Annotated in this window: 21 protein-coding genes and 1 pseudogene; 6 read left to right on the top strand and 16 right to left on the bottom strand. The window is 69.2% G+C overall.

The window, feature by feature from the left end; genetic code table 11:
- Positions 1–2: 2 nt before the first annotated feature.
- The 6 genes from ACJ512_RS24280 to ACJ512_RS24305 form a co-directional block, all read right to left on the bottom strand.
- Positions 3–1,991: a vWA domain-containing protein gene (locus ACJ512_RS24280; protein ID WP_407685055.1), complete on the bottom strand. Its 1,989-nt coding sequence runs from the start codon at positions 1,989–1,991 to the stop codon at positions 3–5.
- Positions 1,984–3,378 carry a sigma 54-interacting transcriptional regulator gene (locus ACJ512_RS24285; RefSeq protein ID WP_407685054.1) on the bottom strand — a complete coding sequence of 465 codons (1,395 nt, stop codon included), beginning with the start codon at positions 3,376–3,378 and terminating at the stop codon, positions 1,984–1,986. Before ACJ512_RS24285 ends, ACJ512_RS24280 begins: the two co-directional genes overlap by 8 nt.
- A gap of 43 nt (positions 3,379–3,421) precedes the next feature.
- Entirely contained in the window at positions 3,422–5,017 is a 1,596-nt protein-coding gene (gene purH, locus ACJ512_RS24290; protein ID WP_407685053.1) for a bifunctional phosphoribosylaminoimidazolecarboxamide formyltransferase/IMP cyclohydrolase, read from the bottom strand.
- Positions 5,014–5,661: a phosphoribosylglycinamide formyltransferase gene (gene purN / locus ACJ512_RS24295; protein WP_407685052.1), complete on the bottom strand. Its 648-nt coding sequence runs from the start codon at positions 5,659–5,661 to the stop codon at positions 5,014–5,016. Before purN ends, purH begins: the two co-directional genes overlap by 4 nt.
- An 86-nt stretch (positions 5,662–5,747) precedes the next feature.
- Entirely contained in the window at positions 5,748–7,100 is a 1,353-nt protein-coding gene (locus ACJ512_RS24300) for a cell division protein PerM (protein WP_407685051.1), read from the bottom strand.
- 48 nt (positions 7,101–7,148) lie between these two features.
- Positions 7,149–8,084, bottom strand: coding sequence for a DUF5336 domain-containing protein (locus ACJ512_RS24305; RefSeq protein WP_407685050.1), 936 nt, complete (start codon positions 8,082–8,084; stop codon positions 7,149–7,151).
- A gap of 219 nt (positions 8,085–8,303) precedes the next feature.
- Here ACJ512_RS24305 and ACJ512_RS24310 point away from each other — a divergent pair, with 219 nt between their 5' ends.
- Positions 8,304–9,152 carry an LLM class F420-dependent oxidoreductase gene (locus tag ACJ512_RS24310; protein WP_407685049.1) on the top strand — a complete coding sequence of 283 codons (849 nt, stop codon included), beginning with the start codon at positions 8,304–8,306 and terminating at the stop codon, positions 9,150–9,152.
- An 88-nt stretch (positions 9,153–9,240) separates the two neighbouring features.
- On the opposite strand, the gene ACJ512_RS24315 is transcribed toward ACJ512_RS24310, so the two are convergent.
- The 3 genes from ACJ512_RS24315 to sucC all read right to left on the bottom strand — a co-directional run bounded on the left by ACJ512_RS24315 (position 9,241) and on the right by sucC (position 12,909).
- Positions 9,241–10,764 carry an acetyl-CoA acetyltransferase gene (locus ACJ512_RS24315; protein ID WP_407685048.1) on the bottom strand — a complete coding sequence of 508 codons (1,524 nt, stop codon included), beginning with the start codon at positions 10,762–10,764 and terminating at the stop codon, positions 9,241–9,243.
- A 67-nt stretch (positions 10,765–10,831) separates the two neighbouring features.
- Positions 10,832–11,734, bottom strand: a complete 903-nt coding sequence (sucD, locus tag ACJ512_RS24320; RefSeq protein ID WP_407685047.1) for a succinate--CoA ligase subunit alpha — start codon at positions 11,732–11,734, stop codon at positions 10,832–10,834.
- An 11-nt stretch (positions 11,735–11,745) separates the two neighbouring features.
- Entirely contained in the window at positions 11,746–12,909 is a 1,164-nt protein-coding gene (gene sucC, locus ACJ512_RS24325) for an ADP-forming succinate--CoA ligase subunit beta (protein WP_407685046.1), read from the bottom strand.
- 277 nt (positions 12,910–13,186) lie between these two features.
- Here sucC and ACJ512_RS24330 point away from each other — a divergent pair, with 277 nt between their 5' ends.
- Both ACJ512_RS24330 and ACJ512_RS24335 read left to right on the top strand, forming a co-directional pair.
- Positions 13,187–14,275: a M23 family metallopeptidase gene (locus tag ACJ512_RS24330; RefSeq protein WP_407685045.1), complete on the top strand. Its 1,089-nt coding sequence runs from the start codon at positions 13,187–13,189 to the stop codon at positions 14,273–14,275.
- A gap of 4 nt (positions 14,276–14,279) precedes the next feature.
- Positions 14,280–14,864: a hypothetical protein gene (locus ACJ512_RS24335; protein ID WP_407685044.1), complete on the top strand. Its 585-nt coding sequence runs from the start codon at positions 14,280–14,282 to the stop codon at positions 14,862–14,864.
- Between the two features lie 102 nt (positions 14,865–14,966).
- Here ACJ512_RS24335 and pcrA read toward each other — a convergent pair whose 3' ends face one another.
- Entirely contained in the window at positions 14,967–17,309 is a 2,343-nt protein-coding gene (gene pcrA / locus ACJ512_RS24340) for a DNA helicase PcrA (protein WP_407685043.1), read from the bottom strand.
- A gap of 63 nt (positions 17,310–17,372) precedes the next feature.
- Entirely contained in the window at positions 17,373–17,759 is a 387-nt protein-coding gene (locus tag ACJ512_RS24345) for a hypothetical protein (RefSeq protein ID WP_407685042.1), read from the bottom strand.
- A gap of 158 nt (positions 17,760–17,917) precedes the next feature.
- Here ACJ512_RS24345 and ACJ512_RS24350 point away from each other — a divergent pair, with 158 nt between their 5' ends.
- Together ACJ512_RS24350 and pgi are read left to right on the top strand one after the other, a co-directional pair.
- The gene (locus ACJ512_RS24350; RefSeq protein ID WP_407685041.1) at positions 17,918–18,238 is read left to right on the top strand and encodes a chorismate mutase; all 321 of its coding nucleotides are present in this window, start codon (positions 17,918–17,920) and stop codon (positions 18,236–18,238) included.
- A gap of 158 nt (positions 18,239–18,396) precedes the next feature.
- Positions 18,397–20,061 (top strand): glucose-6-phosphate isomerase, encoded by a 1,665-nt coding sequence (gene pgi, locus ACJ512_RS24355; RefSeq protein WP_407685040.1) that lies wholly within the window; start codon positions 18,397–18,399, stop codon positions 20,059–20,061.
- Here the strand turns inward: pgi and ACJ512_RS24360 are convergent.
- A complete protein-coding gene (locus ACJ512_RS24360; RefSeq protein ID WP_407685107.1) occupies positions 20,058–20,627 on the bottom strand; it encodes a TetR/AcrR family transcriptional regulator in 570 nt (189 codons plus the stop codon). The genes pgi and ACJ512_RS24360 overlap by 4 nt on opposite strands.
- Before the next feature lie 96 nt (positions 20,628–20,723).
- Between ACJ512_RS24360 and ACJ512_RS24365 the strand changes: the two genes are divergently transcribed.
- The gene (locus ACJ512_RS24365) at positions 20,724–22,043 is read left to right on the top strand and encodes a DUF2236 domain-containing protein (RefSeq protein ID WP_407685106.1); all 1,320 of its coding nucleotides are present in this window, start codon (positions 20,724–20,726) and stop codon (positions 22,041–22,043) included.
- Positions 22,044–22,133: 90 nt separating this feature from the next.
- Here the strand turns inward: ACJ512_RS24365 and ACJ512_RS24370 are convergent, their stop codons facing one another.
- The 4 genes and pseudogenes from ACJ512_RS24370 to cobF all read right to left on the bottom strand — a co-directional run bounded on the left by ACJ512_RS24370 (position 22,134) and on the right by cobF (position 24,663).
- Positions 22,134–22,883 carry an SDR family oxidoreductase gene (locus ACJ512_RS24370; protein ID WP_407685039.1) on the bottom strand — a complete coding sequence of 250 codons (750 nt, stop codon included), beginning with the start codon at positions 22,881–22,883 and terminating at the stop codon, positions 22,134–22,136.
- Positions 22,884–22,899: 16 nt separating this feature from the next.
- The gene (locus tag ACJ512_RS24375) at positions 22,900–23,367 is read right to left on the bottom strand and encodes a zinc finger domain-containing protein (RefSeq protein ID WP_407685105.1); all 468 of its coding nucleotides are present in this window, start codon (positions 23,365–23,367) and stop codon (positions 22,900–22,902) included.
- 201 nt (positions 23,368–23,568) lie between these two features.
- A pseudogene (locus ACJ512_RS24380) lies at positions 23,569–23,796 on the bottom strand (DNA-formamidopyrimidine glycosylase family protein); the annotation flags it as partial.
- Positions 23,797–23,919: 123 nt separating this feature from the next.
- Positions 23,920–24,663 (bottom strand): precorrin-6A synthase (deacetylating), encoded by a 744-nt coding sequence (cobF, locus tag ACJ512_RS24385; protein ID WP_407685038.1) that lies wholly within the window; start codon positions 24,661–24,663, stop codon positions 23,920–23,922.
- Positions 24,664–24,687: the final 24 nt, after the last annotated feature.

Raw genomic sequence — 24,687 nt, forward strand, 5'->3', positions numbered from 1 at the left:
CGTCAGCGGCGCCGGCGCCGGGACCGTAGGTAGTCGCCCACCACGGCCGCGCCCAGCCCGTCCACGTCGGGCACCACGACCCGCCCCTCGACCCGCCGGGCGACCTGGTCGATGAACCGCGCCAGGCCGGGGTCGCTGCCCAGCCGGAAGATCGTCACCTGCGCGCCGAGGCGGGCGATGTCGTCGAACCCGCGTACGGTGGCCGCGATGGTCCGCGGATGCGGCGGGTAATCGAAAAACACCGCGGAACCCGCATCCCCGTCGAAGTTCTCCAGGTGGGCGGTCGGCTCGCCGTCGGTCACCACCAGCACGACGGGCTGCGCGTTGGGATGGCGCCGCAGGTGCCGGCCCGCCAGCGCCAGCGCATGGTGCAGGTTGGTGCCCTGCTCGTAGACGCCCTCGAGACCCGTGAGCTCGGCGGCGGTCACCGTCCGGGCGTAGCGGCCGAAGGCGACGATCTGCAAGGCATCCGCCCGGAACCGGGTGCACACAAGGTGATTGAGCGCCAGGGCCGTCTGCTTCATCGGTAGCCACCGGTTCTCCATCACCATCGAGAACGAGGTGTCGACCAGCAGCGCCACGGCGGCCTGGGTGCGGGCCTCGGTCTCGGACACCTCGACGTCGTCGACGGTGATCCTGATCGGGCCGTCCAGCGTCGCGGTTCCCGCCTGGCGCAGCACGGCGTTGGTCAACGTGCGGGAGATGTTCCACGGCTCGGTGTCACCGAACTGCCAGGGCCGGGTCGCGCCGGTCAGCTCCCCCGCGGCGCCGGCGCGGCGCAGCTCACGATCGCCACGTCGACCCGAAAGTTGTTGCGCCACATCACGAAGCGCGGTCTCGCCGAGCCTGCGCATGGCTTTCGGCGAGAGCCGCCACTGGCCGTCGGACCCGCGGTCCAAAAAACCCTGGTTGACCAGGGTCCGTTCCAGTTCGGCGAGCGTGCGGGCGTCGATGGCGGCCTGGTCGCCGAGCTGGCGCGCCAGCGCGTCGAGATCGACGTCGTCCATCGTGGCGCCCGGGTAGCTCTGCGACAGCTGCTCGGCCAGTTGCTCGAGTTCGGCGATGTCGGCCATCGCCTGGGCCCCTTCTCCCATGCCGAACGGGTTGTCGCCGGAGAACTCCTCGGACCCGGTCCAGTCCTCACCCGGCCGCGCCGCCTGCAGGTGGGCGTCGAGCCGGTCCAGGGCCTGCATCAGCGACGGGGAGCCGAATGCCTGCTGCGCCAAGGCGTCCAGTTCGGCGCGCTGATCCGGGCTCAGGCTGTTGCGGAAGCGCTGCGCGGCGGCCGCGCGCTTGGCCAGCGAGTCCAGCAGCTCGTCGACGTCGCGCGGGTTCTCCGGGAAGAACTCACCGTGCTTGGCCATGAAGTCCTGGAAGTCCTGGGGCGTGTCCTGGCCGCGGGCGTGCTTGTCGAGCAGCCCGTTGAGGTCGTCCAGCATCTCCTTGACCCGCTGGCGGTCCTCGTCGGTGGCGCCCTCGAGCGCCTGCTTCATGCCGGCGAAACGCTGGTCGAGCATCTCCCGGCCCAGCAGATCCTTGATCTGCTCGTACTTTTCGCGCGCCTCGCCGCTGCGCCAGTCGTAGTCGGAGAGCTCCTGGACGGCCTTGGCCGGCGACGACGGCAGCGCGTCCAGCTGCAGTTCGCCGAAGCGTGCGTCGTCGTCGAGTGCGCGCGCCAGCGCCTTGCGCTCGGCCAGCACGGCCTCGTCGAGCAGCTGCTTGATCTGCTGCAGCGTTCCGTCCAAGTTGTTGCGGCGCAACAACTCGCGTCTGCGCTTGTTCGCCTCGGCCGCCAACCGGTCGGCGCCGGGCATGTTCTTGGTGCCGCGGCGCAGCAGTTCGGACAGCGCGCGGCGCGGCGAGGTCCCGGCCATGACGTCCTCACCGATCCGCCCGAGCGCCTCGCGCAGATCCACCGGCGGAGCCAGGGGGTCGGGCCCCCCGGTGTACGCCGAATAGCGGAGCGAGTGCCCCCTGATCGGTTCAGCCATAGACGGTTTGGCCCTCTCCGGAGGCCTTGTCGATGCGCTTGGCCAGATACAGCGCCTCCAGCGCCAATTCCAGCGCCGCGGCGCGCTCGCCCTCGGATTCGGCGCCGAGCTTGGCCGCGATCTTGTCCACGACGGGCAGCCCGGGCACGGCGGCCAGCACGTCCTTGGCCGACACCCGCTCGCCCGTCGTCACCGCCGAACCCGCCTCGACGGCGGCCACCAGGGAGCCGACGTCGATGCCGCCCAGCACCCGCGACGCGGTGTCGGCGGTCGCGCGGCGCAGCAGGTGCTCGAGCACGGCCTGTTCGCGGCCCTCCTCGCCGGACTCGAATTCCAGCTTGCCGCGCAGGACGTCGATGATCGTGCCCAGGTCGACCACGCGCGCCACCGGGTCGGTCTCCCCCAGCACCGCGCCGCGATGGCGGGCCGCGGCCGCCACGGTCTCGGCCGCCGCGATCGCGAACCGCGCCGAGACCCCGGAACGCTGGTCGACCGAGTTCGACTCGCGCAGGTAGCGGGCGAAGCGGGCGATCACCTGCATCAGGTACTCGGGCACCTGCGCGCTCAGGTGCGCCTCCTGGGCGATCACGCCCATCTCCGCCTCGAGTTCACGCGGGTAGTGGGTGCGGATCTCGGCGCCGAACCGGTCTTTGAGCGGGGTGATGATGCGGCCGCGGTTGGTGTAGTCCTCCGGGTTGGCGCTGGCCACCACCAGCACGTCCAGCGGTAGGCGCAGCGTGTAGCCGCGGACCTGGATATCGCGCTCCTCCATGACGTTGAGCATCGACACCTGGATGCGCTCGGCCAGGTCGGGCAGCTCGTTGACCGCCACGACGCCGCGGTGCGCCCGCGGGATGAGGCCGTAGGCGATGGTCTCCGGGTCCCCGAGGCTGCGGCCCTCGGCGACCTTGACCGGGTCGATGTCGCCGACGAGGTCGGCGACGCTGGTGTCGGGGGTGGCCAGTTTCTCGGTATAGCGCTGGCTGCGGTGCTTCCACCCGATCGGCAGGGCGTCGCCCAACTCGGCGGCACGCCGGATGGATTCCGGCGTGATCGGCGTGTAGGGGTGCTCACCGAGTTCGGACCCGGCGATCACCGGCGTCCACTCGTCGAGCAGGCCGACCAGCGCCCGCAGCAGCCGCGTCTTGCCCTGGCCCCGCTCACCGAGCAGGACGATGTCGTGGCCGGCGATCAGTGCCCGCTCCAGCTGCGGTAACACGGTGTCCTCGAAGCCCAGGATCCCGGGCCAGATCTCATCGGCGTCGGGGCCCGCGGCCAGGGCGGTCAGCAAATTCTCCCGGATTTCTTGCTTGACGCCCCGTTCACGGTGCCCGGCGGCACGCAATTCGCCGACCGTGCGGGGGAGGTTGCTCGGTGAAGTCACCACTCCACGCTACGACTCGCGGCGACGTGCGTCATCCGATGCCGCCTCAATGCGCGAAATGCCGGGCTCCGGTGAGGTACACGGTGACGCCGGCCTTGGCGGCCGCCGCGGTGACCTCGTCGTCGCGGACCGATCCGCCCGGATGCACGATCGCCTTCACGCCGGCGGCGGCCAGGGTCTCGAGCCCGTCGGGGAACGGGAAGAACGCGTCGGAGGCCGCGACCGCGCCGCGGACCCGGTCGACGCCTCCTGCATTCCCTCGTTCGATGGCCAGCCGGGCCGCGTCGACGCGGTTGACCTGGCCCATGCCGACCCCGACGGTCGCGCCGTCGGCCGCGATCACGATCGCGTTCGACTTGACCGCGCGGCAGGTGCGCCAGGCGAACACCAGATCGGTCAGCGTCGCCAGGTCGGCCGGCGATCCGGTCGCCAGGGTCCAGTTCGTCGGGTTGTCACCGTGGGCGTCGAGCTCGTCGCGCTGCTGCATCAGCAGGCCGCCGCTCACCGGCCGCAGCTCGGCGCCGCCGGTCAGCGGCTCGGAGGCCACCAGCACCCGGATGTTCTTCTTGCGCGTCAGCGCGTCGACGGCGCCGGGCGCATAGGCCGGTGCGACGATCACCTCGGTGAAGATGGTGCTCACATACTCCGCCATCTCGACGGTGACCTCGGTGTTCGCCGCGATCACTCCCCCGAACGCGCTCAGCGGATCGCATTCGTGGGCCTTGCGATGGGCGTCGGCCACCGACACCGACGAGATCGCGATGCCGCACGGGTTGGCGTGCTTGATGATCGCCACGCAGATCTGCTCGTGGTCGAAGGCGGCCCGCCATGCCGCATCCGCGTCGGTGAAGTTGTTGTAGGACATCTCTTTTCCGTGCAGCTGCTCGGCCTGCGCCAGGCCTGGCCAGGCGCCGGGATCGACGTAGAGCGCCGCCTGCTGATGCGGGTTCTCGCCGTAGCGCAGCATCGCCGAGCGGCGCCAGCTGCGGCCGAACCACTCGGGGAACGCGGTGGGCGGATGCTCGGGCGCCAGTGTCGACTGCATCCAGCTCGCGACCGCGATGTCGTACTCGGCGGTGTGCTGAAATGCCAGTGCCGCCAGCTTCTTGCGCTCGGCCAGGGTGAATCCACCGTGCCGCACCGCGGCGAGCACGCCGTCGTACCCGAGCGGGTCGGTGACCACCGCGACGCTGGGATGGTTTTTCGCCGCGGCGCGCACCATCGACGGGCCGCCGATGTCGATCTGCTCGACGCATTCGTCGACGCTCGCACCGGATTCGACGGTTTCGCTGAACGGGTAGAGGTTGACGACGACCAGTTCGAACGCCGCGATCCCGAGCTGCTCGAGCGCGGCGGCGTGCTCGGGCTTGCGCAGATCGGCCAGCAGTCCGGCGTGCACCCGCGGATGCAGCGTCTTGACCCTGCCGTCGAGCACCTCGGGAAACCCGGTCAGCTCCTCCACGCGGGTCACCGGGATCGCTTTGTCGGCAATGGTCTTTGCCGTGGACCCGGTGGAGACGATCTCTACGCCCGCCGCGGCCAGTCCCCGGGCAAGCTCGATGAGCCCGGTCTTGTCGTAGACGCTGATCAGCGCGCGGCGGATCGGCCTTCTCGCCGATTCCCGCCAGTCGTCGGTGCTCATCCTATGATCGCCTTTCGTCCGATCGTCGCCTGTCGCCCGGTCAGGGTCATGCCACCGGTTGCGATCGCGGCCACCACGTCCACCAAGAGCTGCCGCTCGGTGACTTTGATGCGTTCATGCAAAGTCTGTTCGTCGTCGCCGTCGAGTACCGGGACGGCTTGCTGCGCCAGGATCGGCCCGGTGTCCGTACCGGCATCTACCAGGTGCACCGTACAGCCTGTGACCTTCACGCCGTAGGCCAACGCGTCGGCCACGCCGTGCGCGCCGGGAAATGCCGGCAGCAACGCGGGATGCGTGTTGATGACACGGCCGTAGAAGCGTGAAAGGAATTGTGGCCCGAGGATTTTCATGAAGCCCGCCGACACGACGAGGTCGGGTGAGTGAGCGGCGGTGGCGTCGGAGACGGCAGCGTCCCAGGCGTCGCGGCCGGGATGCTCGGCGAGCCGTGCCACGAATGCCGGCACGGACGCCGCCGCAGCGATCTCGACGGCCGGGCAGTCGCGGTCCGCGCCGACTGCGACCACCCGGGCGGGATAGTCACCGGTGGCGGCCTCGATCAGCGAGGCCAGCAGCGAACCGGTGCCCGAAGCCAGCACCACCACTCGCGCCGGTGCGCTCGGGGGCACGCGGAGCGGTTCAAGCACACGCAGAGCCTAGTCGAACCCAGTCGGGTCCTGCCCCGCGCCGAGTCCGGCGTCAACGCTCGAGCCCGTGAGCCGGGGCGAGACAGTCAATCCGGGCGCTGTCCGGGCTCCTCGGCCGGTGACACGTCGGTGTCCGGCGCCTCGACGGGCTCGACGGAATCGCCGGAGTCGGTGCCCACCGCATCGAGGGGCTCGGCGGAATCGCCGGAGTCGGCCGCCGGTTCCTCGTCCCCGGCGAACACTCCTGCGAAATCGGCCGGTTCGTCGGTCGCCGGGGCGGGGGCGCGTTTGGGTTTGGGCCGCCGCGGGCGACGCCGCACGCCGCCGGCCATCACCACTGTGATCCAGCCGATGACCGTGAACCAGAACAACACACCGACCGCCAGCGTGCCCTGGTCCACGCCGACCTCGCCGAAGTTGCCCAGCCGACCGCTTGCGCCGAAGGCCAGCAGCGACATCACCAGGGTCCCGGCCACCGAGGCGACCAGCAGCTTGGCCGTCGCCGGAACCAGGGGCAGCGCATGCCGGGCGCACTGCTGGCCGACCGCCACGCCCGACGAGGCGCCGACGATCAGCAGAGCCACCCATACCGGTCCGAGCGGCGGCGTCGGCGCCGCGGCCAGGATGGGCAACGCCGGGACGTCGCCGCCGAAAACGGTGAAGGAACTGAACGTCGCGAAGCCGAGATGGGCACTGGACCCGACCGCGACCGCCGACGTGCCGACGATGACGTTGGGTGCGTACAACACCGACAGCGCAGTGAGGTTGAACTGCCCCCATATCGAATCGGTGATGCCGTAGAGCTCTTGCATGGTGCCCCAGTGCACAACCAGTGACCCGGCCGTCACCAGACCGGACAGCCCCACCAGCGCCAGCACACCGGCCGCGGCCGCGCGCAGGGAGTCACCCAGCCACGACGGCAGCGGGGAGACCGCCAGCAGCCGCGGGCCCACGCGGGACCAGACGCCGATCGACGCGCCGACGGCGTGCACCACCAGCACACCGACGAACGCGCGCAGCGCGCTGGGCGTCTCCAGTTCGGTGATCACCGTCGACGCATCGTGGATCACCGCCAGCGCGATCGCCGCCATCAACAGGGGCCCGCCGAGCGCCGATGCGACAACCCAGCGGACCACGAGCCACGACGAGTACGGAGAGGTCGCCCGTGCCGTGGTGCGCGCGGTGCCCCAGACCATCAACAGCACCGGCAACAGCGGCAGCACACCCAGCTCGCGGCCGCCGATGGAGATCGGCACCCCGTGCACGCCCAGCCACATGCTGGCGATGGCCCCCAGGGCGCCCGTCATGTCGCTGTTGGCGATCAGCAATTGAAGCAGTGTGACGGCGGCGATGATGCCCAGCGCCACCACGCCGGGGCCGAACGCGACCCGCAGGAGGTCACGCCCCTGGCGGGCCCCCGCTGCCCGATAGTCCTCCACCCGTGTCACTCTGGGCGCACGTGCCCGACTAGGCGCGAGAACGCGCGGTTAACCCGACGCCGGGCCAGAGGATGACGACGGCGACTGTTGTTGCCCCTGGTCGTGGGACTGCTGCTCGCCGCCCTGGCCGGAGTCCTCGGCCGGGGCCGACCCGCCCGAGGACCCGGTGCTTTCCGTGCCGACCATGGGTGGCGGACTGAAGCTGGGAAAACCGGTGGGCGGCGTGGACGGACCCTGCGGTGCCGCGGGCGGGGCACTGAACGCACCGGATCCACCGGTCGAGACGCCCTGGGTGGGACTCTGGCTCGGCGGCGAATAGCCGCCGCCGTACTGCTGCTGTCCGTAGCCGGGGGGCTGCTGGGGATTGTGCGACTGGGGGCCGCCGTGCTGGTGCGCACCCGGCTGACCGTAGTACCCGCCGGGCGGTTGCTGCGCGCCGTACTGTCCGTACTGCCCGTATTGCCCGTACTGCGCGTAGGGGTCGTACTTGGGCCGCGGCGCCGGCGCTGTGACCACGCCGGCCTCCAGCAGGATCGCGAGGACTGCGGCGATCCCCTGCAGCACGCTGCACGCCAGCAGCGGCCACAGCGCCCATCCGATCTCGTAGCCGGCCGGCGTGTTGATCATCTCGGTGATCACGATCAACGCACCCAGCACCGCGACCACGGCGACCACGCCCAGGTTCTTCTTCGCCTTGGGCAGCAGGGACACCGCGGCGAGCAATGCGGCCAGCACCGAGACGTCGACCGCGTAGCCGGCATCGCCGGCGCGGCCGCCGGCGCTCGGGCCGAGTTCGGCGCCGATGGTGAAGGTGGGACCGAAGTTCAGCAGGTAGACCGCCAGGCCGAGTCCGACGACCGCGACGGTGAGATAGACCGGGAGCTTGGCCGCGTCGTCGGTCTTGGCGAAGGACGGTGTCGCGCCCGGGTAGGAGCCGCCGGGCTGCGTGGGCGGGTAACCGGGACTACCGGGCGAGTAGGTCATGACTCCTCCTGTTGCTTCCAGTCCGTCGCCGCGCCAGGCCACTGCTGCAGTGCGGCGCGCTGCCGGCGCCGTTGTCAACGCCGATTGCCCTGCGCTCGGGTTACCCCGCGGTCGATCAACCACGCTAGCGCACGTTCGGGTTGCTGCGCCGGTACGACCGGCCCGTCGCAGTGACCACCCGCTTGCCCCGCACAGGTAGAACACGTTCTAATTCTCGGCATGGATTACGGGCTTGTGCTTTTCACCAGTGACCGCGGCATCTCCCCGGCGGCAGCCGCCAAGCTGGCCGACGACCACAACTTTCAGACGTTCTACGTGCCGGAACACACTCACATCCCGGTCAAGCGCGAGGCGGCTCACCCGACGACCGGTGACGAGTCACTGCCGGACGACCGCTACATGCGCACGCTGGACCCGTGGGTGAGCCTGGGCGCCGCATGCGCCGTCACCTCGCGGGTCCGGCTGTCGACCGCCGTCGCGTTGCCCGTCGAGCACGACCCGATCACGCTGGCGAAGAGCATCGCCACCCTCGACCACCTGTCCGGCGGCCGCGTCAGCCTGGGTGTCGGGTTCGGGTGGAACACCGACGAACTCGCCGACCACGGCGTGCCCCCCGGGCGGCGCCGCACCATGCTGCGCGAGTACATCGAAGCGATGCGGGCCCTGTGGACGCAGGAAGAGGCCGCCTACGACGGCGAGTTCGTCCAGTTCGGGCCCAGCTGGGCCTGGCCCAAGCCGGTGCAGCCGCACATTCCGGTGCTGGTGGGCGCCGCGGGCACCGAGAAGAACTTCAAGTGGATCGCCCGCGGCGCCGACGGCTGGATCACCACGCCCCGCGACTTCGACATCGACGGCCCGGTGAAGCAGCTGCAGGACATCTGGGCGGCCGCCGGCCGCGACGGGGCCCCGCAGATCGTGGCGCTGGACTTCAAGCCGGTGCCCGAGAAGCTGGCGCACTGGGCCGAACTCGGGGTCACCGAGGTGCTGTTCGGCCTGCCCGACCGCCCCGAAGACGAGGTCGCCGCCTACGTGGAGCGACTGGCCGGCAAGCTGGCCGCCCTGGTCTGAGCGCGAGCAGACGCAGAATCGCACAAAGCCGCGCAGCGGCGTGCGATTCCGCGTCTGGTGGCCGCGCGGGGCCCGGCGAACACCGCTGTTAGTAGCAGCGGTTGCCGTAGTCGAAGGAGCGCACCCGCACCTCGCGCCCCAGCGGGTCGCCGTCGATCAGCAGCGCGATCAGGTCCTTGTCCTCGGTGGTGGACAGGAACCGGCCGCCGTCCTCGAGCCGGCCGATGACGATCCCGGTCGGGCGTCCGTCGTCGCGGCGGACCGTGTAGGTCTCGACGGTGCCGCGGCCGTCGGCGGTCTCGGTCACCGGCTGGGTGGGCCACGTGGCGACCTGCGCCTGCAACTGCGCGTTGCGGTCCGGCGTCCACGGCACCGGCGTGGTGGAGTACACGCCGACCGAGTACTTGCTCAGAATCCCGCCGTTGGCGCCGACGAGGCCGAACCGCCCCGGCATCTTCCGCATCTGGGCGATCGTCTCGGCGACCGCGTGCATCGAGTAGTTGTTGCCGGCGCCGCCGAAGAACGGCAGGCCGCCGGTCAGGGTCAGACCGCGCGGGTCGTCGGGCGCGATGCCGATGCCGTCGCAGATGTTGAAAACCGGGACGGGAAAACAGCTGTAGAGGTCGAAGGTGGCGACGTCGTCGACGCCGATGCCGGCCATCGCGAGCGCCTCGCGCACCGCCAGGACGGCCGACGGGGAGTGGCCGAGGTCGGGGCGGTCCAGCAGCGCTTGTTCCTCCAGGTCGGTGTGCCCGTGCAGGTAGACCCAGTTGTCCTCGGGCACGCCCAGCCGCCGCGCCGCCTCCACCGACATCAGCAGCGCGGCCGCACCCTGGTTGACCTGATCGCGCGCGACCATCAGCCGCGGGTAAGGCTCGGCGATCATCCGGTTGCTCTCGGTCACGGTGACCAGTTCGTCGACGCTGCGCTCGACCGGAGCGGCCGCGAACGGGTTGTTGGCGGCGACCTTGGTGAACGGTGCGAACAACTCGGCCATGGTCCGCCGGTACTCGGCCGGCCCCTGCCCGGTGCCGGCCCGCCGGGCGTTCTCCAGCAGGGCGTACTGGATCGGCGCACTGGTCAGGCCGTGGACGACCGTATAGCGCGAGATGAGCTTCTCGATGCCGTGGCCGCGGTCCTCGAGGTCGCCGTCCACGGTCTCGGTGAAGTCCGGCTTGTCGTCGCGGCCCACCCAGTGCCGCAGCGTGGACGTCGCATCCGACCCGAAGACCAGCGCGACCTGCGACCGGCCCGCGGCGATCCCGGCGGCCAGCTCACTGATCAGGTGCTGGGGCCCCTGGCCGCCGACGATCTCCAGAATCGCGCGAGCCGGGTGGGCGCCAAGGCGGTTGGCCACCGAACGCGGATAGTTGTTCGAGCATCCCAGCACGGCCTTGGCGACCGGCCCGGAGATCTCGAACTGCCGGACGCCGGCCACGGTGTCCACGGCCGCCGCCACGGCGTCGACGTCACCGCCGGAGTCGGCGAGGGCGGCACGGGCGGCGGCGGTGGCCAGTTCGACCGGCGACATCGCCCGGTAGCCGGGGTCGTCGATGCGCTCGGCGGACTGGCCGACGCCCACGACGACGGGCGTGTGCGGATCGAGATTCATAGCGTAACTATCTACCGCACGGCGGTCCCGGGTTCGCACCAGGGCCGCCGGTCTGTGCGCCGAAAGGCTACCGGCTCTGCAGAATCTCCCGGGCCAGCGCCGCGGTCTCCGACGGGGTCTTGCCGACCTTGACCCCGGCCGCCTCGAGTGCCTCCTTCTTGGCGGCCGCGGTACCCGAGGAACCGGACACGATGGCGCCGGCGTGGCCCATGGTCTTGCCTTCCGGGGCGGTGAACCCCGCGACGTAGCCGATCACCGGCTTGGACACGTGGGCCTTGATGTAGTCGGCCGCACGCTCCTCGGCGTCGCCGCCGATCTCCCCGATCATCACGATGATCTTGGTGTCGGGGTCCTTCTCGAAGGCCTCGATGGCGTCGATGTGGGTCGTGCCGATCACCGGGTCGCCGCCGATGCCGATCGCCGTCGAGAAGCCGAAATCGCGCAGCTCGTACATCATCTGGTAGGTCAGCGTCCCGGACTTGGACACCAGCCCGACGGGTCCGGAGCCGGTGATGGTGGCGGGGGTGATGCCCGCCAACGCCTCGCCCGGGGTGATGATGCCCGGGCAGTTCGGCCCGATGATCCGCGTCTTCCCACCCTTGTCCAGGTTGTAGGCCCACGCGTAGGCCGTGTCCTGCACCGGGATCCCCTCGGTGATGACCACCAGCAGCGAGATCTGCGCGTCGATGGCCTCGATGATCGCGTCCTTGGCGAACTTCGGCGGCACGAAGACGACGGACACGTCGGCGCCGGTCTTCTTCATCGCCTCCTCGACGGTGCCGAACACCGGCAACTCGACGTCGTTACCGTTCGCGTCCTTGTGGGACACCGTGGTTCCCGCCTTACGGGCGTTGACGCCGCCCACCACCTGGGTTCCCGCCTTCAGCATGAGCGCGGTGTGCTTGGTGCCCTCGCCACCGGTGATGCCCTGGACGATGACCTTGGAATCTTTGTTCAGGAAGATCGACATGGTTGGCTCCCTTACTTGTTCGCCAGCTCGGCGGCTTTGTCGGCGCCGGCGTCCATGGTCTCGGCCTGGATCACCAGCGGATGGTTGGCCTCGGCCAGGATGCGGCGGCCCTCGTCGACGTTGTTGCCGTCGAGGCGAACCACCAGCGGCTTGTTGGCCTCGTCGCCGAGCATCTCCAGCGCCTTGACGATCCCGGTGGCCACCGCGTCGCACGAGGTGATGCCGCCGAAGACGTTCACGAACACGCTCTTGACCTGGGAGTCGTTGAGGATCACGTCCAGCCCGGCGGCCATCACCTCGGCCGAGGCGCCGCCGCCGATGTCGAGGAAGTTGGCGGGCTTGACGCCGCCGTGCTTCTCGCCGGCGTAGGCGGTCACGTCCAGCGTCGACATGACCAGCCCGGCGCCGTTGCCGATGATGCCGACCTCGCCGTCGAGCTTGACGTAGTTGAGGTCGTGCTCCTTGGCCTTGAGCTCCAGCGGATCGGTGGATGCGCGGTCCTCGAACTCGGCGTGCTCCGGGTGGCGGAAGTCGGCGTTGGCGTCGAGCGTGACCTTGCCGTCCAGCGCCAGGATCCGGTCGTCGGGGGTGCGCACCAGCGGGTTCACCTCGACCAGGGTGGCGTCCTCGGCGACGAAGAGCTCCCACAGCTTGGAGATGGTGACCGCGGCGGCGTCGAGCACCTCGGCCGGCAGGTGCCCCTGCTCGGCGATGGAGCGCGCGAACGCGAGGTCGACCCCTTTGACGGCGTCCACCGGGACCTTGGCCAGCCGCTCGGGCTTGGTGGCGGCGACCTCCTCGATCTCCATGCCGCCCTCGACCGAGCACATCGCCAGATACGTCCGGTTGGCGCGGTCCAGCAGGAAGGAGATGTAGTACTCCTCGGCGATGTCGCTGGCCTCGGCGACCAGAAGCTTCTTGACGAGGTGGCCCTTGATGTCCAGGCCGAGGATGTTCTTGGCGTGCTCGTAGGCGTCGTCGGGCGTGGCGGCGTACTTCACCCCGCCGGCCTTCCCGCGACCGCCGACCTTCACCTGGGCTTTGACCATCACGGGGTGACCGATTTCGGTCGCGATAGCCTTGGCACCCTCGGCGGTGTCGGTCACCCGGCCCGGCGTGCTCGGTACGTTGTGTTTGGCGAACAATTCTTTGGCTTGGTATTCGAAAAGGTCCATGGGCTCACTGTCTTCGCTCGGCTTGCTGCTAGGCCTGTCCGTCGGCGGTGCCCGGATCGGCAACGCGCACGGAGGCACTGTATCCACACGCCAAAAGGGTCCCGACGCCGCGTCCACCGATGTGGCGCAGGTCACGGCCCTTTCGGCGCACGAGCCCAAGGTGAGCCAGATCACAAAATCGATCGAACTGTGTCGCGAGGTTGCCAGTTGCTTCGGTCAGCGGATAACGTCCTAGGGTCCAGATAACGTTATGGTCACGATACGAGGACATTCCAGTTTGTCCCAGCACCGTTTGAGTCGTTCGCCCGCCGCAACAGGGCCGGGTAACACGCATCGCAGGGTAAAGCCGCATCGCAACGAAGTGACCGAAATCCTGCCCCTCGACGGCTTCGACTTCGAGGTTCCGGATTTCGCCGACGACTTCGGCGATCTCGCCGAGCTGGATTTGAGCAACGACACCGCCTTCGACAACGCGGCGCGTGTCCTGCTGGCACCCGAGCTCGACGACCTCGACGCGAGCGACGATCTGATCCCGCTGCGACTCGCCGCCCCCCATGCGCTCGACGTCCGGGTGGCCATCGAGCCGGGCACCGAGATCAGGCATCTGCTGCACTCCGATGACCCCGATGCCACCCAGGTGATCGGCGTGGTGCGGCGGGGTGGCCAGCACCGCAAACAGCCGACCAGCGCGGCCCGGGGCCGGCTGCTCATCTCGGCGATGGCCGCCGGAGCGGCGGCCGCCGCGGCACACAGCGCGACCAGCCACACCGACACACCCAGGACCACGGCCGTGCTGACCGCCCACGCGTCGTCGCTCACCGGCGGGGCGGGCACCGGCACGATCCGGGGAGCTCAGGTGATCGCCGTGCAGCCCGCGGCAAACGTCGCGGTCCACAACGAAGAACTCGCCAAGGGCGTCGCCTTCGCCAACGATCGCGCCCAGCGCGAGGCGCGGTTGCAGCAGCCGCTCTATGTCATGCCGACCAAAGGGATATTCACCTCCAACTTTGGGTATCGCTGGGGAGTGCTGCACGCCGGAATCGACATCGCCAACTCGATCGGAACGCCCATCCGCGCCGTCTCCGACGGCGTCGTCGTCGAGGCCGGCCCGGCCGCCGGCTACGGCGCGCTGGTCAAGCTGCGCCACGCCGACGGGACGGTCACGCTCTACGGTCACATCAACTCGACGCTGGTCAGCGTCGGTCAGCGGGTGATGGCCGGCGACCAGATCGCCACCATGGGCAACCGGGGCAATTCGACCGGACCGCATCTGCATTTCGAGGTGCTGCAGGGCGGCAGCCAACGCATCGACCCGGTGCCGTGGCTGGCCAAGCGGGGTCTGAACCTGGGCAACTACACCGGTTGATCTGGTGAGCTCACCGAACGAACCCACCCGTCAGCGCCCAGCCGAGTCCGCCGCGCCGCCGTCAGACTCCGGGTCGCGGATCATCCGACGTGCACCCACCGGCCCGATACCCAAGGCGCCGGGATCGCCGACCGGCCAGTTCGCCCCCCAACCACCGCCGTCGTATCCGGCCGGACCCCAAGCCGGGGGCCGGGAGGGTTACCCGGGTGCGCCGGGCGAGGCGCCGAGCGACCGGACGGCCGTCGCCGCCTGCGCGGTCAGCATCGTCAGCGGATGGGCCACCTCGGTCGTGGCCACGGACCTGATCGCCGGCTGGTGGAGAACCGACCGGCTGTTCTGCATCGCGATCGCGTTTCTTGCGCTGGTCTTTGCCGTGGCCACCGTCACCGGCGTGATCATGCTGCTGCAGCATCGCCCCCTCGGGCGGTACCTCATCGTGGCCGGCGCGGTGGTCGCGGTGCTCACCTACGGCGGCGTGTTCATCGCGGGCGCGCGCGTCGCGTGGATCGTGCATGCCCTGCCGCTGCTGCCGGTCGCCAGCGTGGTGCTGGCCATGCACCCGCGCACCAAGCACTGGCTGGAGGAATAGCCGCCCGCCGATTCCGCGAGACGCAAAAGCCCCCGACACGCCGCGCGTGCGGGGGCTTTTGCCGGGGGGCACCTCCCGCTTGCGGGGGACTGCTCGCGCGGACTACAGCTTGCTGATCGGGGCGTGGTTGTGCATCAGCTTGACCCGGCCGGAGCTGCCGAAGTCGATCAGCGACATCGCGGATTCGCCGGCGCCGGAAACCTCCTCGACGCGGCCCAGCCCGTACTTGTCGTGCGTGACCCGGTCCCCGGGCTGCAGCACCAGCAGCGGACGTTTGGCCATCCCCGCGCGGGTCGGCGCGGCCCGCGGCGCACCGAACCGGCCGGCGCCGCTGACCGGTGCGCTGAACGACGGGGCGGGCGCGCTGCGCCGCCAGTCGATGAGCTCGTGGGGGATCTCGCGCAGGAAGCGCGATTCGGGGTTGAGCATCGGCTGGCCCCACGACGAACGGACGACGGCCCTGCTCACGTACAGCCGCTGCCGGGCCCGCGTGATGCCGACGTAGGCCAGCCGCCGCTCCTCGGAGAGCTCGCCCGGGTCGTCGAGGGCGCGCATGTGCGGGAACATGCCGTCCTCCCAGCCGGTGACGAACACGACCGGGAACTCCAGGCCCTTCGCGGTGTGCAACGTCATCAGGGTGACCACACCGGCGCCGTGTTCGGGGATCTCGTCGGTGTCGGCCACCAGCGACACCCTTTCCAGGAACGACGCCAGCACACCGGTGTCCGGCACGTCTTCGTCCTCCGGGGTGCGCGCCGACTCGTCGAGCGCGGCCGCGTTTGCCTGGTCGGTGCTGAATTCGTGAGCGACACTGACGAGTTCGTTGAGGTTGTCCAGCCGGGCCAGCTCCTGCGGATCGCTCGAGGACTCCAGCTCCCGGCGGTACCCGGTGCGCTCCAACACCGACTCGACCAGGTCCCCGAGATCGTCGTCGAGGCGGCCCCGCAGCTCGTCGAGCATCTCGACGAAACCGGCGATCGCCTTCTCCGCGCGGCTGTTGAGCATCGGCACCTTGCCCGCGGCGGCCGCGACGAGCGCGTCGGCGAAGCTCGCGCCGGTGTTCTCGGCGTACACCGCCACGCAGGCCTCGGCCCGGTCGCCGATCCCCCGCCGCGGGGTGTTGAGGATGCGCCGCATGCTCACCGCATCGCCGGGGTTGTCCAGCACCCGCAGGTAGGCGACGATGTCGCGGATTTCCTTGCGCTCGTAGAACCGCACTCCCCCAACGACTTTGTAGGGAATTCCGGCGCGGATGAACACCTCTTCCAGCGAGCGCGACGAGTTGTTGGTGCGGTAGAAGACGGCCACGTCGTTGTAGGTGATCTCGCCGCGGTCGGCCAGGGCGTCGATCTCCTCGGCCACGAACCTGGCCTCGTCGTGCTCGTTGTCGGCGACGTAGCCGACGATCAGCTCCCCGGCGCCGGCGTCGGTCCACAGCCGCTTCTCGCGTCGTCCGGAGTTGCGCGCGATCACCGAGTTGGCCGCCGACAAAATGTTCTGCGTGGAGCGGTAATTCTGTTCCAGCAGAATCGTTGTGGCGTCGGGGTAGTCGCGCTCGAAGTCCTCGATGTTGCGGATGGTGGCGCCGCGGAACGCATAGATCGACTGATCGGCATCACCGACCACGCACAACTCCGCGGGCGGCAGGTCATCGGGTGAGCCCCCGCCGTCGCGGCCGACCAGTTCCCGCACCAGCACGTACTGGGCGTGGTTGGTGTCCTGGTACTCGTCGACCAGCACGTGGCGGAACCGGCGCCGGTAGTGCTGGGCGATGTCCGGGAAGGCCTGCAGCACCCCCACCGTTTCGCCGATCAGGTCGTCGAAGTCCAGCGCGTTGGCGGCCCTCAGCCGCCGCTGGTATTCGGCGTACACCGAGGCGACGGTGTGCGCCAGGCCGTCGGAGGGGTCCGACAGCTTCGCGAGATTCTCCACGGCCTGCGCGGGATCGATCAGCTCGTTCTTCAGGTTGGAGATGGCGTTGGCCAGCAGGCGCGGCGAATAGCGCTTGATGTCGAGCCCCATGTCGCGGCCGATCATCTGCAGCAGCCGGCGCGAATCGTCGGCGTCATAGATCGAGAAGTTGGAGTTGAGCCCGGGGATCAACGACGCCTGGTTGCGCAGGATGCGCACGCAGGTCGAGTGGAAGGTGGACACCCACATGGCCCGGGCCCGGTTGCCGACCAGTTGCACCACCCGTTCGCGCATCTCGGCGGCGGCCTTGTTGGTGAACGTGATCGCCAGGATCTGACCGACCCCGGCGCCGCGCGCACCGATCAGGTAGGCGATGCGCCGGGTCAGCACCGCCGTCTTGCCCGAGCCGGCGCCCGCGACGATCAGCAGCGGCGAACCCTGGTGCACCACCGCGTGGCGTTGTTGCGGGTTGAGCCCGTCGAGCAGGTGGTCGGCATCGGGGGCGGGCTTGGCATCGGTTGCGTGCACAGTCATGACGGTCCAAATTTACCGCCGCCGACCGACACGGCCGGGCCTCAGGTGGTCAACGCGGCGACCTCACCGGAAGAAGCCCGCGACCTGGGTGCCGCGGTTGAACCCGCCCGAGGTTTGGCTGCCCGGACTGCCGGCGCCGGAGTTGCCCGTCGCGGCGTTCCCGAAGCCTGGGTTGTTGCTGCCGGCGTTGTAGAAGCCGGTGTTGCCCGCCACGCCCGCGTTTCCGAAGCCGGTGTCGGTGTTGCCGCTGTTGCCGACGCCGACGTTCTGCTGGCCGGAATTGAAAAAGCCCGTGTTGAAGCCGTTGGTGTTCTGAAAGCCCGTTTGGTAGGAGCCGATGTTGCCGTAGCCCTCGTCGTAGTCGCCGGAGTTCTGGAAGCCCGAGCTGCCGGTGCCGTTGTTGTAGAAGCCGGAGTTGAGGATTTTGCTGGGCGCGCCCGTTGGTGGCACACTCGATTGGTGCTCAACGCGCAGCGTCGTCGGCAGTGTTCAGGCCGATTTTTCTATGGGTACCGGCCAGCGGTGCCCGTGGTTTAGCTGCCTTCGCAGAGGCCCGTGGTCCGCTTCGGCGATTCGGGGCTCGTCTCTTTTGTGAGGCCCGATACCGGATGAGACCAGAACCCCCACAACACGAGAACGCGGAGACCCCAGAGATGAACACCGAGACGGCGGTCGGCCAACCAGTGGCCGACATCGAGGAGTTGCGCGCGGAGATCGACCGGCTGGACGCCGAGATCCTCGCCGCGGTGAAACGGCGCGCGGAAGTGTCCCAGGCGATCGGCAGGGCCCGGATGGCCTCCGGCGGCACCCGGCTCGTCCACAGCCGGGAGATGAAGGTCATCGAACGCTACAGCGAACTGGGCCCGGACGGTAAGGACCTGGCGATGCTGCTGTTACGCCTGGGCAGAGGCCGGCTCGGCCACCTGTAACCGCGAATTTCCTCGGTGCGGCAGCGGATTGCGCCGGACACCGCGCGCCGGCGCCCCGCGTCGGCATGGGTGGCTCCGTTTCGTCGGGCCGCATAGGGTCGAGCCATGACACCCGTCGGCGACGATGCAGAGCGAAGCGATGAGGAGGAGCGGCGCCCATGACGTCCGTGCACACCATTCCTGACATCACCACCACCAAGGCGTGGGACGCCCTGCGCAGGCATCACGAAGACATCGGCGACACCCATCTGCGCCGCCTCTTCGACGACGACCCCGGCCGCGGGCGCGAACTCACCGTCACGGTCGGCGACCTCTACATCGACTACAGCAAACACCGTGTAACCCGCGAGACGCTGCGGCTGCTGGTCGATCTGGCGCGCGCCGCCCACCTCGAGGAGCGCCGCGACCAGATGTTCGCCGGCCAACACATCAACACCTCCGAGGACCGCGCGGTGCTGCACACCGCGCTGCGACTGCCCCGCGGCGCCGAGCTGACGGTCGACGGCCAGAACGTTGTCGCCGACGTGCACGCCGTGCTCGACGCCATGGGGGACTTCACCGACCGGTTGCGCAGCGGCGAGTGGACCGGGGCCACCGGTAAACGGATCAGCACCGTGGTCAACATCGGCATCGGCGGATCGGATCTGGGGCCGGTGATGGTCTACCAGGCGCTGCGCCACTACGTCGACGCCGGCATTTCGGCACGCTTCGTCTCCAACGTCGACCCCGCCGACCTGACCGCGAAGCTGGCCGACTTGGACCCTGCCACAACGCTTTTCATCGTCGCGTCGAAGACTTTCTCCACACTGGAGACGCTGACCAACGCAACGGCCGCGCGGCGCTGGCTCACCGACGCCCTCGGCGACGCGGCGGTGTCCAAACATTTCGTGGCCGTCTCCACCAACAAGCGGCTGGTCGACGAATTCGGCATCGACACCGCCAACATGTTCGGGTTCTGGGATTGGGTCGGCGGCCGGTACTCGGTCGATTCGGCGATCGGGCTGTCGGTGATGGCCGCCATCGGGCGCGCGGCCTTCGCCGACTTCCTGTCCGGATTCCACATCGTCGACGAACATTTCCGGACGGCGCCCCTGGAGTCCAACGCGCCCGCCCTGCTCGGGCTCATCGGCCTGTGGTACTCCGACTTCATGGGCGCCCAGTCACGCGCCGTGCTGCCGTATTCCAATGACCTGTCCCGTTTCGCGGCCTACCTGCAGCAGTTGACCATGGAGTCCAACGGCAAGTCGACCCGCGCCGACGGCACGCCCGTCACCACCGACACCGGCGAAATCTTCTGGGGGGAACCGGGAACCAACGGCCAGCACGCGTTCTACCAGTTGCTGCATCAGGGCACCCGGATGGTGCCGGCCGATTTCATCGGGTTCAGCCAGCCCCTCGACGACCTGCCCACCGTCGAGGGCGACGGCAGCATGCACGACCTGTTGATGAGCAACTTCTTCGCCCAGACCCAGGTGCTGGCGTTCGGCAAGACGGCCGAGGAGATCGCCGCCGAGGGAACACCCGAGGATGTCGTGCCGCACAAGGTGATGCCCGGCAACCGGCCGTCCACCTCGATCCTGGCCGACCGGCTGACCCCGTCGGTGCTGGGCCAGCTGATCGCCCTCTACGAGCATCAGGTGTTCACCGAGGGCGTCGTCTGGGGCATCGACTCGTTCGACCAGTGGGGTGTGGAACTGGGCAAGACGCAGGCCAAGGCGTTGCTGCCGGTGCTCACCGCCGATGCGGTCCCCGAACCTCAGTCGGACAGCTCCACCGACGCGCTCGTTCGTCGCTACCGCGCCGAAAGAGGGCGTGCGGGCTAACCTTTCGAGAGCTCGGCACCGAATCGGCGCACAAACGTGCGCAGGCGTTCCCCGGATGCGTTCTGCGGGTCACTGAGGTGCAACTGCAGCAGCTCGCGACCGGCGGCGTGCAGGACCCGAGCCGTGTATTCCGGCTCGTGCAGTTCGGGATTGCGGCGCAGCAGTTCCGTGACGAAGAACTCGAGCACGACGGCCTGAGATTGCGCCAGGCGCGCATACAACTGCGGCGGAGCGCCCTGCGGCGGGAACAAGAACAGCCGCCACGTTGCCGGGTGGGCGTCGACGGCGGCCAGCACGCCGTCGAACGCGAGCACCAGCGACTGGTCCCCGGGGGCGGTGTCCAGTCCGGAGATCGCCTCGGCGAACTGGGCGCCGGCCCGTGCGGCCTCGCGGTCGATGAGTTCGACGAACAGCCCCGCCAGATCCCCGAACTTCTGATAGATCAACGACCGGTTGATCCCGGCCTCTTCGGCGATGCGATTCGGCGTCGCCGCGTGGAACCCTTCGGCGTCGACGATCGCGTGCGTGACGTCGAGAATCTGCTCGCGGCGCCCTTGGGCGGTCATCCGGCGCTTCGGCACGTCCACGGTGCTCACCCTTGACAGCTTAACTAACAAGTTGTGAGTATTACTCACCACGTGTTAGTTACCCGGGAGGTCGTGATGGTCGCGTATTACCCCGAGCTCGCCCGCCGGGTCCGAAGCCAACGCGACCTGCAGCCCGACCTGTACGGGGACTTCGACTTCGACCGGCGACCGGACCGCCTGGCCACCGAGGCCGACGCCGAATCGGCCCTGCCCGCCTGGATCGCCGAGCGCGCGGCCATCCTCGACGACGAGCGCGTCGTCGAGCTGATGAGCACGGCCACCATGCTCGGTGACGTCGTGGCCGATCCCTATGCCGCGCTGATGACCACGCACAGCGTCACGCAACTGATCGACATGCTCAAGACGGCCTGCCGCGAGGGGATCGAGGCCGTGCCCGACGCGCCCCCCGAACTTGCGGCGTTCATCGCCGCCATGGAGGCCACCCCCGAGTGGATCGACTTCGACCTGGTGCGTGAGGGCGCGCGCCAGGAGCGCATCCCCGCCGCGCTGCTGGCCCCCTTCATCACGCGGGGGGCCTTCGTGGCGACCTTCACCAACTCCTATGCCGCGCTGCCGATGGCCCTGACCGGGGCGCTGTCGGGCAAGCGGGCGGCCCGGCGGGTCAACGAGACGGCCAGTTTCTTCGCCGTCACCACGCTCCCCGGTGCGCTGAACCGCTACGGCCCCGGGTTCGAGGCGGCCGCCATGGTCCGATTGATGCACTCGATGGTCCGCTACAACGCGCTCAAGAAGTCGGGCAAGTGGGATGCCGCGGTCTACGGGATGCCAGTGCCGCAGGTCGACCAGATGCCCGCCGGGATGATCGGCCAGTACCTGTTGGCCCGCAAGGCGCGCCAACAGGGCCGGGCCAAGTTCACCGCCGCCGAACGCGCCGTTGTCGAATTCGCCAGGTACCGCTGCTTTCTGCTCGGCCTGCCCGAGGAACTGCTGCCCGCCGAACCCGCCGACATCGTGCACGTCATGCACGCGCGATCGGCGTTGCTGCGCCACGGGTTCGACACCATCTGCCAGGAGCTCGTCCGCGGCACAATGGCCGCCTACCTGCGCCCCGACACCACCCTGTTCGACCGGTGCGCCGACGCGGTCGAGAAGAGCTTCAGCAAACTCACGTTCGTTCGCACCTTCTGCAACGGCGATCGCGAAATCGCCGAGGCGATGGGCGTCTCCCTCGAGGCGACGGATCTGCTGCGCATTGCCCTCACCGCCCCGTTCATCCTCGGACGCTTCACCGCCGTGAGCCACGCCAGCCGCATTCCCGTGCTCCGGGACATCACCGACGCATACGTCATCGGGCTGCTCAAGCTGCGGCTCGCAACCTACGGCAAGCCCGAGTTCACCACCGACGCCGCACATTACACGCCGGTGCCGCACTAAACCTTTCCCGCGCGAGCGTGCGCAGTTGTACGCGCGCGTCCGGCGTGTCGCGTACAAACACGCACGCTCGGCGACGGGAACTACGGAAAGTCAGGCGAACCGCTTGGTGAGCGGGGGCGGCAGGACCCGCATCAGTTGCACCAGCGGCGCCCATGGCCACCGCGGCACCACGGCCCGGCCAGGCTCGCGCTCGATGGCGTCGACCAGCGCCTTGACGCCGGTTTCGTTGTCCACCATCAGCATTGTGCTGTTCGACTTGGCCGTCATCTCCGATTCGATGTATCCGGGCTCGATCACCGTCACCTTGATCGGGCCTTTTGCGTACTCGGCGCGCAGCGATTCGCCCAGTGAGCTCAGACCGGCTTTGCTTGCGCAGTAGGCGGCTTTGACGCCCGGCACCCCCTTGTTGCCGAGCACCGAGGAGATCAGCACCAGATGGCCCGAGCCGCTCTTGGCGAACATCTCCAGCGCCGTCTCTATCTGCACCAGGGCGGCGACCAGGTTGGTCTCGATGGTCGCTTTGTTCGCCCACATCTTGCCCGAGCCCAGCTTGGCGCCCTTGCCGATCCCGGCGTTGACGATGACGCGGTCGATGCCACCGAGTTCGTCGCCGAGTTCGCCGAACACCTTGGCCACCTGCTCGTGGTCGTTGACATCCAGCGCCGCGACCGCAATCTTTATTTCCGGATACCGTTGTGACAGTTCGGCTTTGAGTTCGTCGAGCCGATCGGTGCGACGGGCGCACAACGCCAGGTCACGGCCCTTGGCCGCGAAGGAACGCGCCATCCCGGCGCCCAGGCCGGAACTGGCGCCGGTGATCAGGATCTTCTGACGAGTCACCCGGGCAGCATAGCGACTACTTGAGCAGCCGCGACATGCGGCGGTCGGCCAGCACCTTGCCGCCGGTCTGGCAGGTCGCGCAGTACTGAAACGACTTGTCCGCGAACGAGACCTCGCGCACGGTGTCCCCGCACACCGGACACGGCAGGCCGGTGCGGGCATGCACCCGCAGCCCGGAGCGCTTCTCCCCCTTCAGCATCGCGGCGCCCTGGCCGACGGAGCGACTCACCGCGTCCGTCAATACGGACACCATCGCGTCGTGCAGGGCGGACAGCTGGTCGGCCGACAACCTGCCCGCCGTCGCGAACGGCGAGATCTTGGCGACGTGCAGGATTTCGTCGCTGTAGGCGTTTCCGATGCCGGCGATCACCTTCTGGTCGGTGATGACGGTCTTGATCCGGCCCGTGTTGCCGGCCAACACCCCAGCCAGGTCCTCGGGACCGAGCTCCAGCGCATCCGGGCCCAGGGCGGCGATACCGGGCACCGTCTTCGGGTCCTCGACCAGCCACACGGCCAGCCGCTTCTGGGTGCCGGCCTCGGTGAGGTCGAAGCCCGGCGCCGCACCGGGCGTGCCCAGATGGACCCGTAACGCGATCGGCCCCTTCCCCGGGCGCAGCGGTGCTGCGGCCAGCTTGTCCGACCAGCGCAACCAGCCCGCGCGCGACAGGTGAGCGATCAACCACAGCTCCCCGGCGTGCAACCCCAGATATTTGCCCCACCGGTCCGCACCGACGACGGTCTGGCCGTGCAGCGCACCGATCGGGGGGTCGAACGTCTTCAGCACCGAGAACGCGGAGACGTCGACGCGACCTATCGTCAGGCCGACGGCGTTGCGCCGCAGATGGTCGACCAGCGCTTCGACCTCGGGCAGTTCGGGCACTTCTTCAGTCTGCCCTACTCCGCGAAGGTGCATTCCACGACGGAAACACCGAGAAGGCACGTCGCCGGTTGCACTCTCGGCGCGGCGACGGCGGCGCGGCGACGGCGGCGCGACGACGGCGAGCCGAAAGCGACTGCGGGGGGACGCCGCGCTTCTTCAGTCTGCCGCTCTGAGCAAATAGGTGTCCATGATCCAACCGTGCCGTGCGCGGGCCTGCGCCCGCAACGCCGCGATCCGCGCGCCGACCTCGCCGACGGTCCCGGCCATCAGCAGCTCGTCGTCCGTCCCGAGGTAGGCACCCCACCAGATCCGGGTGTGTGCGGGACACACCTGGAACGCGCAGTCGCCGTCGAGCATCACCACCGCCGAGCCCGACATGCCGCGCTCGCGCAGCCGCCTACCGGTGGTGATGAGGACCGGTTCGCCGACCTCGTTGAGCGGGATGCGGTGCCGGGCGGTCAGCGCCTGCACGGCGGTGATGCCCGGGATGACGTCGAAGCTGAACTCGACGTCGACCGCGACCGCCTCGAGGATGCGCAGCGTGCTGTCGTACAGCGACGGGTCCCCCCACGCCAGGAAGGCCCCGACGCCGTCGGCACCCAGCTCCTCGGAGATGGCCTGCGCCCAGATGCGCGTGCGGGCCGCATGCCAGTCCGACACCGCATCCCGATACTCGCCGTCGGCGGCGCGCTTCGGGTCGGCCAGCTCGACGAAGCGGTAGCCCGGCTCGCGGATGAACCGCGTGCAGATCTCCCGGCGCAGCGCCACCAGGTCGCTTTTCTGTTCGCCCTTGTCCATCGCGAAGAACACCTGCGTGTCGTTGAGCGCTTCGATCGCCTGGACGGTCACGTAGCCGGGGTCGCCGGCTCCGATGCCGATGACGTGGATGTGCCGACTCACGGGGTCAGTCAACCGAATCGAAAC

Origin of the sequence: Mycobacterium cajalii, from assembly GCF_045809005.2 — a bacterium.
Lineage (GTDB): Bacteria > Actinomycetota > Actinomycetes > Mycobacteriales > Mycobacteriaceae > Mycobacterium.

What these genes read in the sequence shown, in the direction of transcription:
- sucD (WP_407685047.1), bottom strand. Translation starts at nt 11,734, where the DNA reads ATGTCGATCTTCCTGAACAAAGATTCCAAGGTCATCGTCCAGGGCATC.
- pgi (WP_407685040.1), top strand. Translation starts at nt 18,397, where the DNA reads ATGACGTCCGTGCACACCATTCCTGACATCACCACCACCAAGGCGTGG.
- sucC (WP_407685046.1), bottom strand. Translation starts at nt 12,909, where the DNA reads ATGGACCTTTTCGAATACCAAGCCAAAGAATTGTTCGCCAAACACAAC.
- ACJ512_RS24280 (WP_407685055.1), bottom strand. Translation starts at nt 1,991, where the DNA reads ATGGCTGAACCGATCAGGGGGCACTCGCTCCGCTATTCGGCGTACACC.
- ACJ512_RS24350 (WP_407685041.1), top strand. Translation starts at nt 17,918, where the DNA reads ATGAGACCAGAACCCCCACAACACGAGAACGCGGAGACCCCAGAGATG.
- ACJ512_RS24305 (WP_407685050.1), bottom strand. Translation starts at nt 8,084, where the DNA reads ATGACCTACTCGCCCGGTAGTCCCGGTTACCCGCCCACGCAGCCCGGC.
- ACJ512_RS24310 (WP_407685049.1), top strand. Translation starts at nt 8,304, where the DNA reads ATGGATTACGGGCTTGTGCTTTTCACCAGTGACCGCGGCATCTCCCCG.
- purH (WP_407685053.1), bottom strand. Translation starts at nt 5,017, where the DNA reads ATGAGCACCGACGACTGGCGGGAATCGGCGAGAAGGCCGATCCGCCGC.
- ACJ512_RS24315 (WP_407685048.1), bottom strand. Translation starts at nt 10,764, where the DNA reads ATGAATCTCGATCCGCACACGCCCGTCGTCGTGGGCGTCGGCCAGTCC.
- ACJ512_RS24365 (WP_407685106.1), top strand. Translation starts at nt 20,724, where the DNA reads ATGGTCGCGTATTACCCCGAGCTCGCCCGCCGGGTCCGAAGCCAACGC.
- pcrA (WP_407685043.1), bottom strand. Translation starts at nt 17,309, where the DNA reads ATGACTGTGCACGCAACCGATGCCAAGCCCGCCCCCGATGCCGACCAC.
- ACJ512_RS24360 (WP_407685107.1), bottom strand. Translation starts at nt 20,627, where the DNA reads ATGACCGCCCAAGGGCGCCGCGAGCAGATTCTCGACGTCACGCACGCG.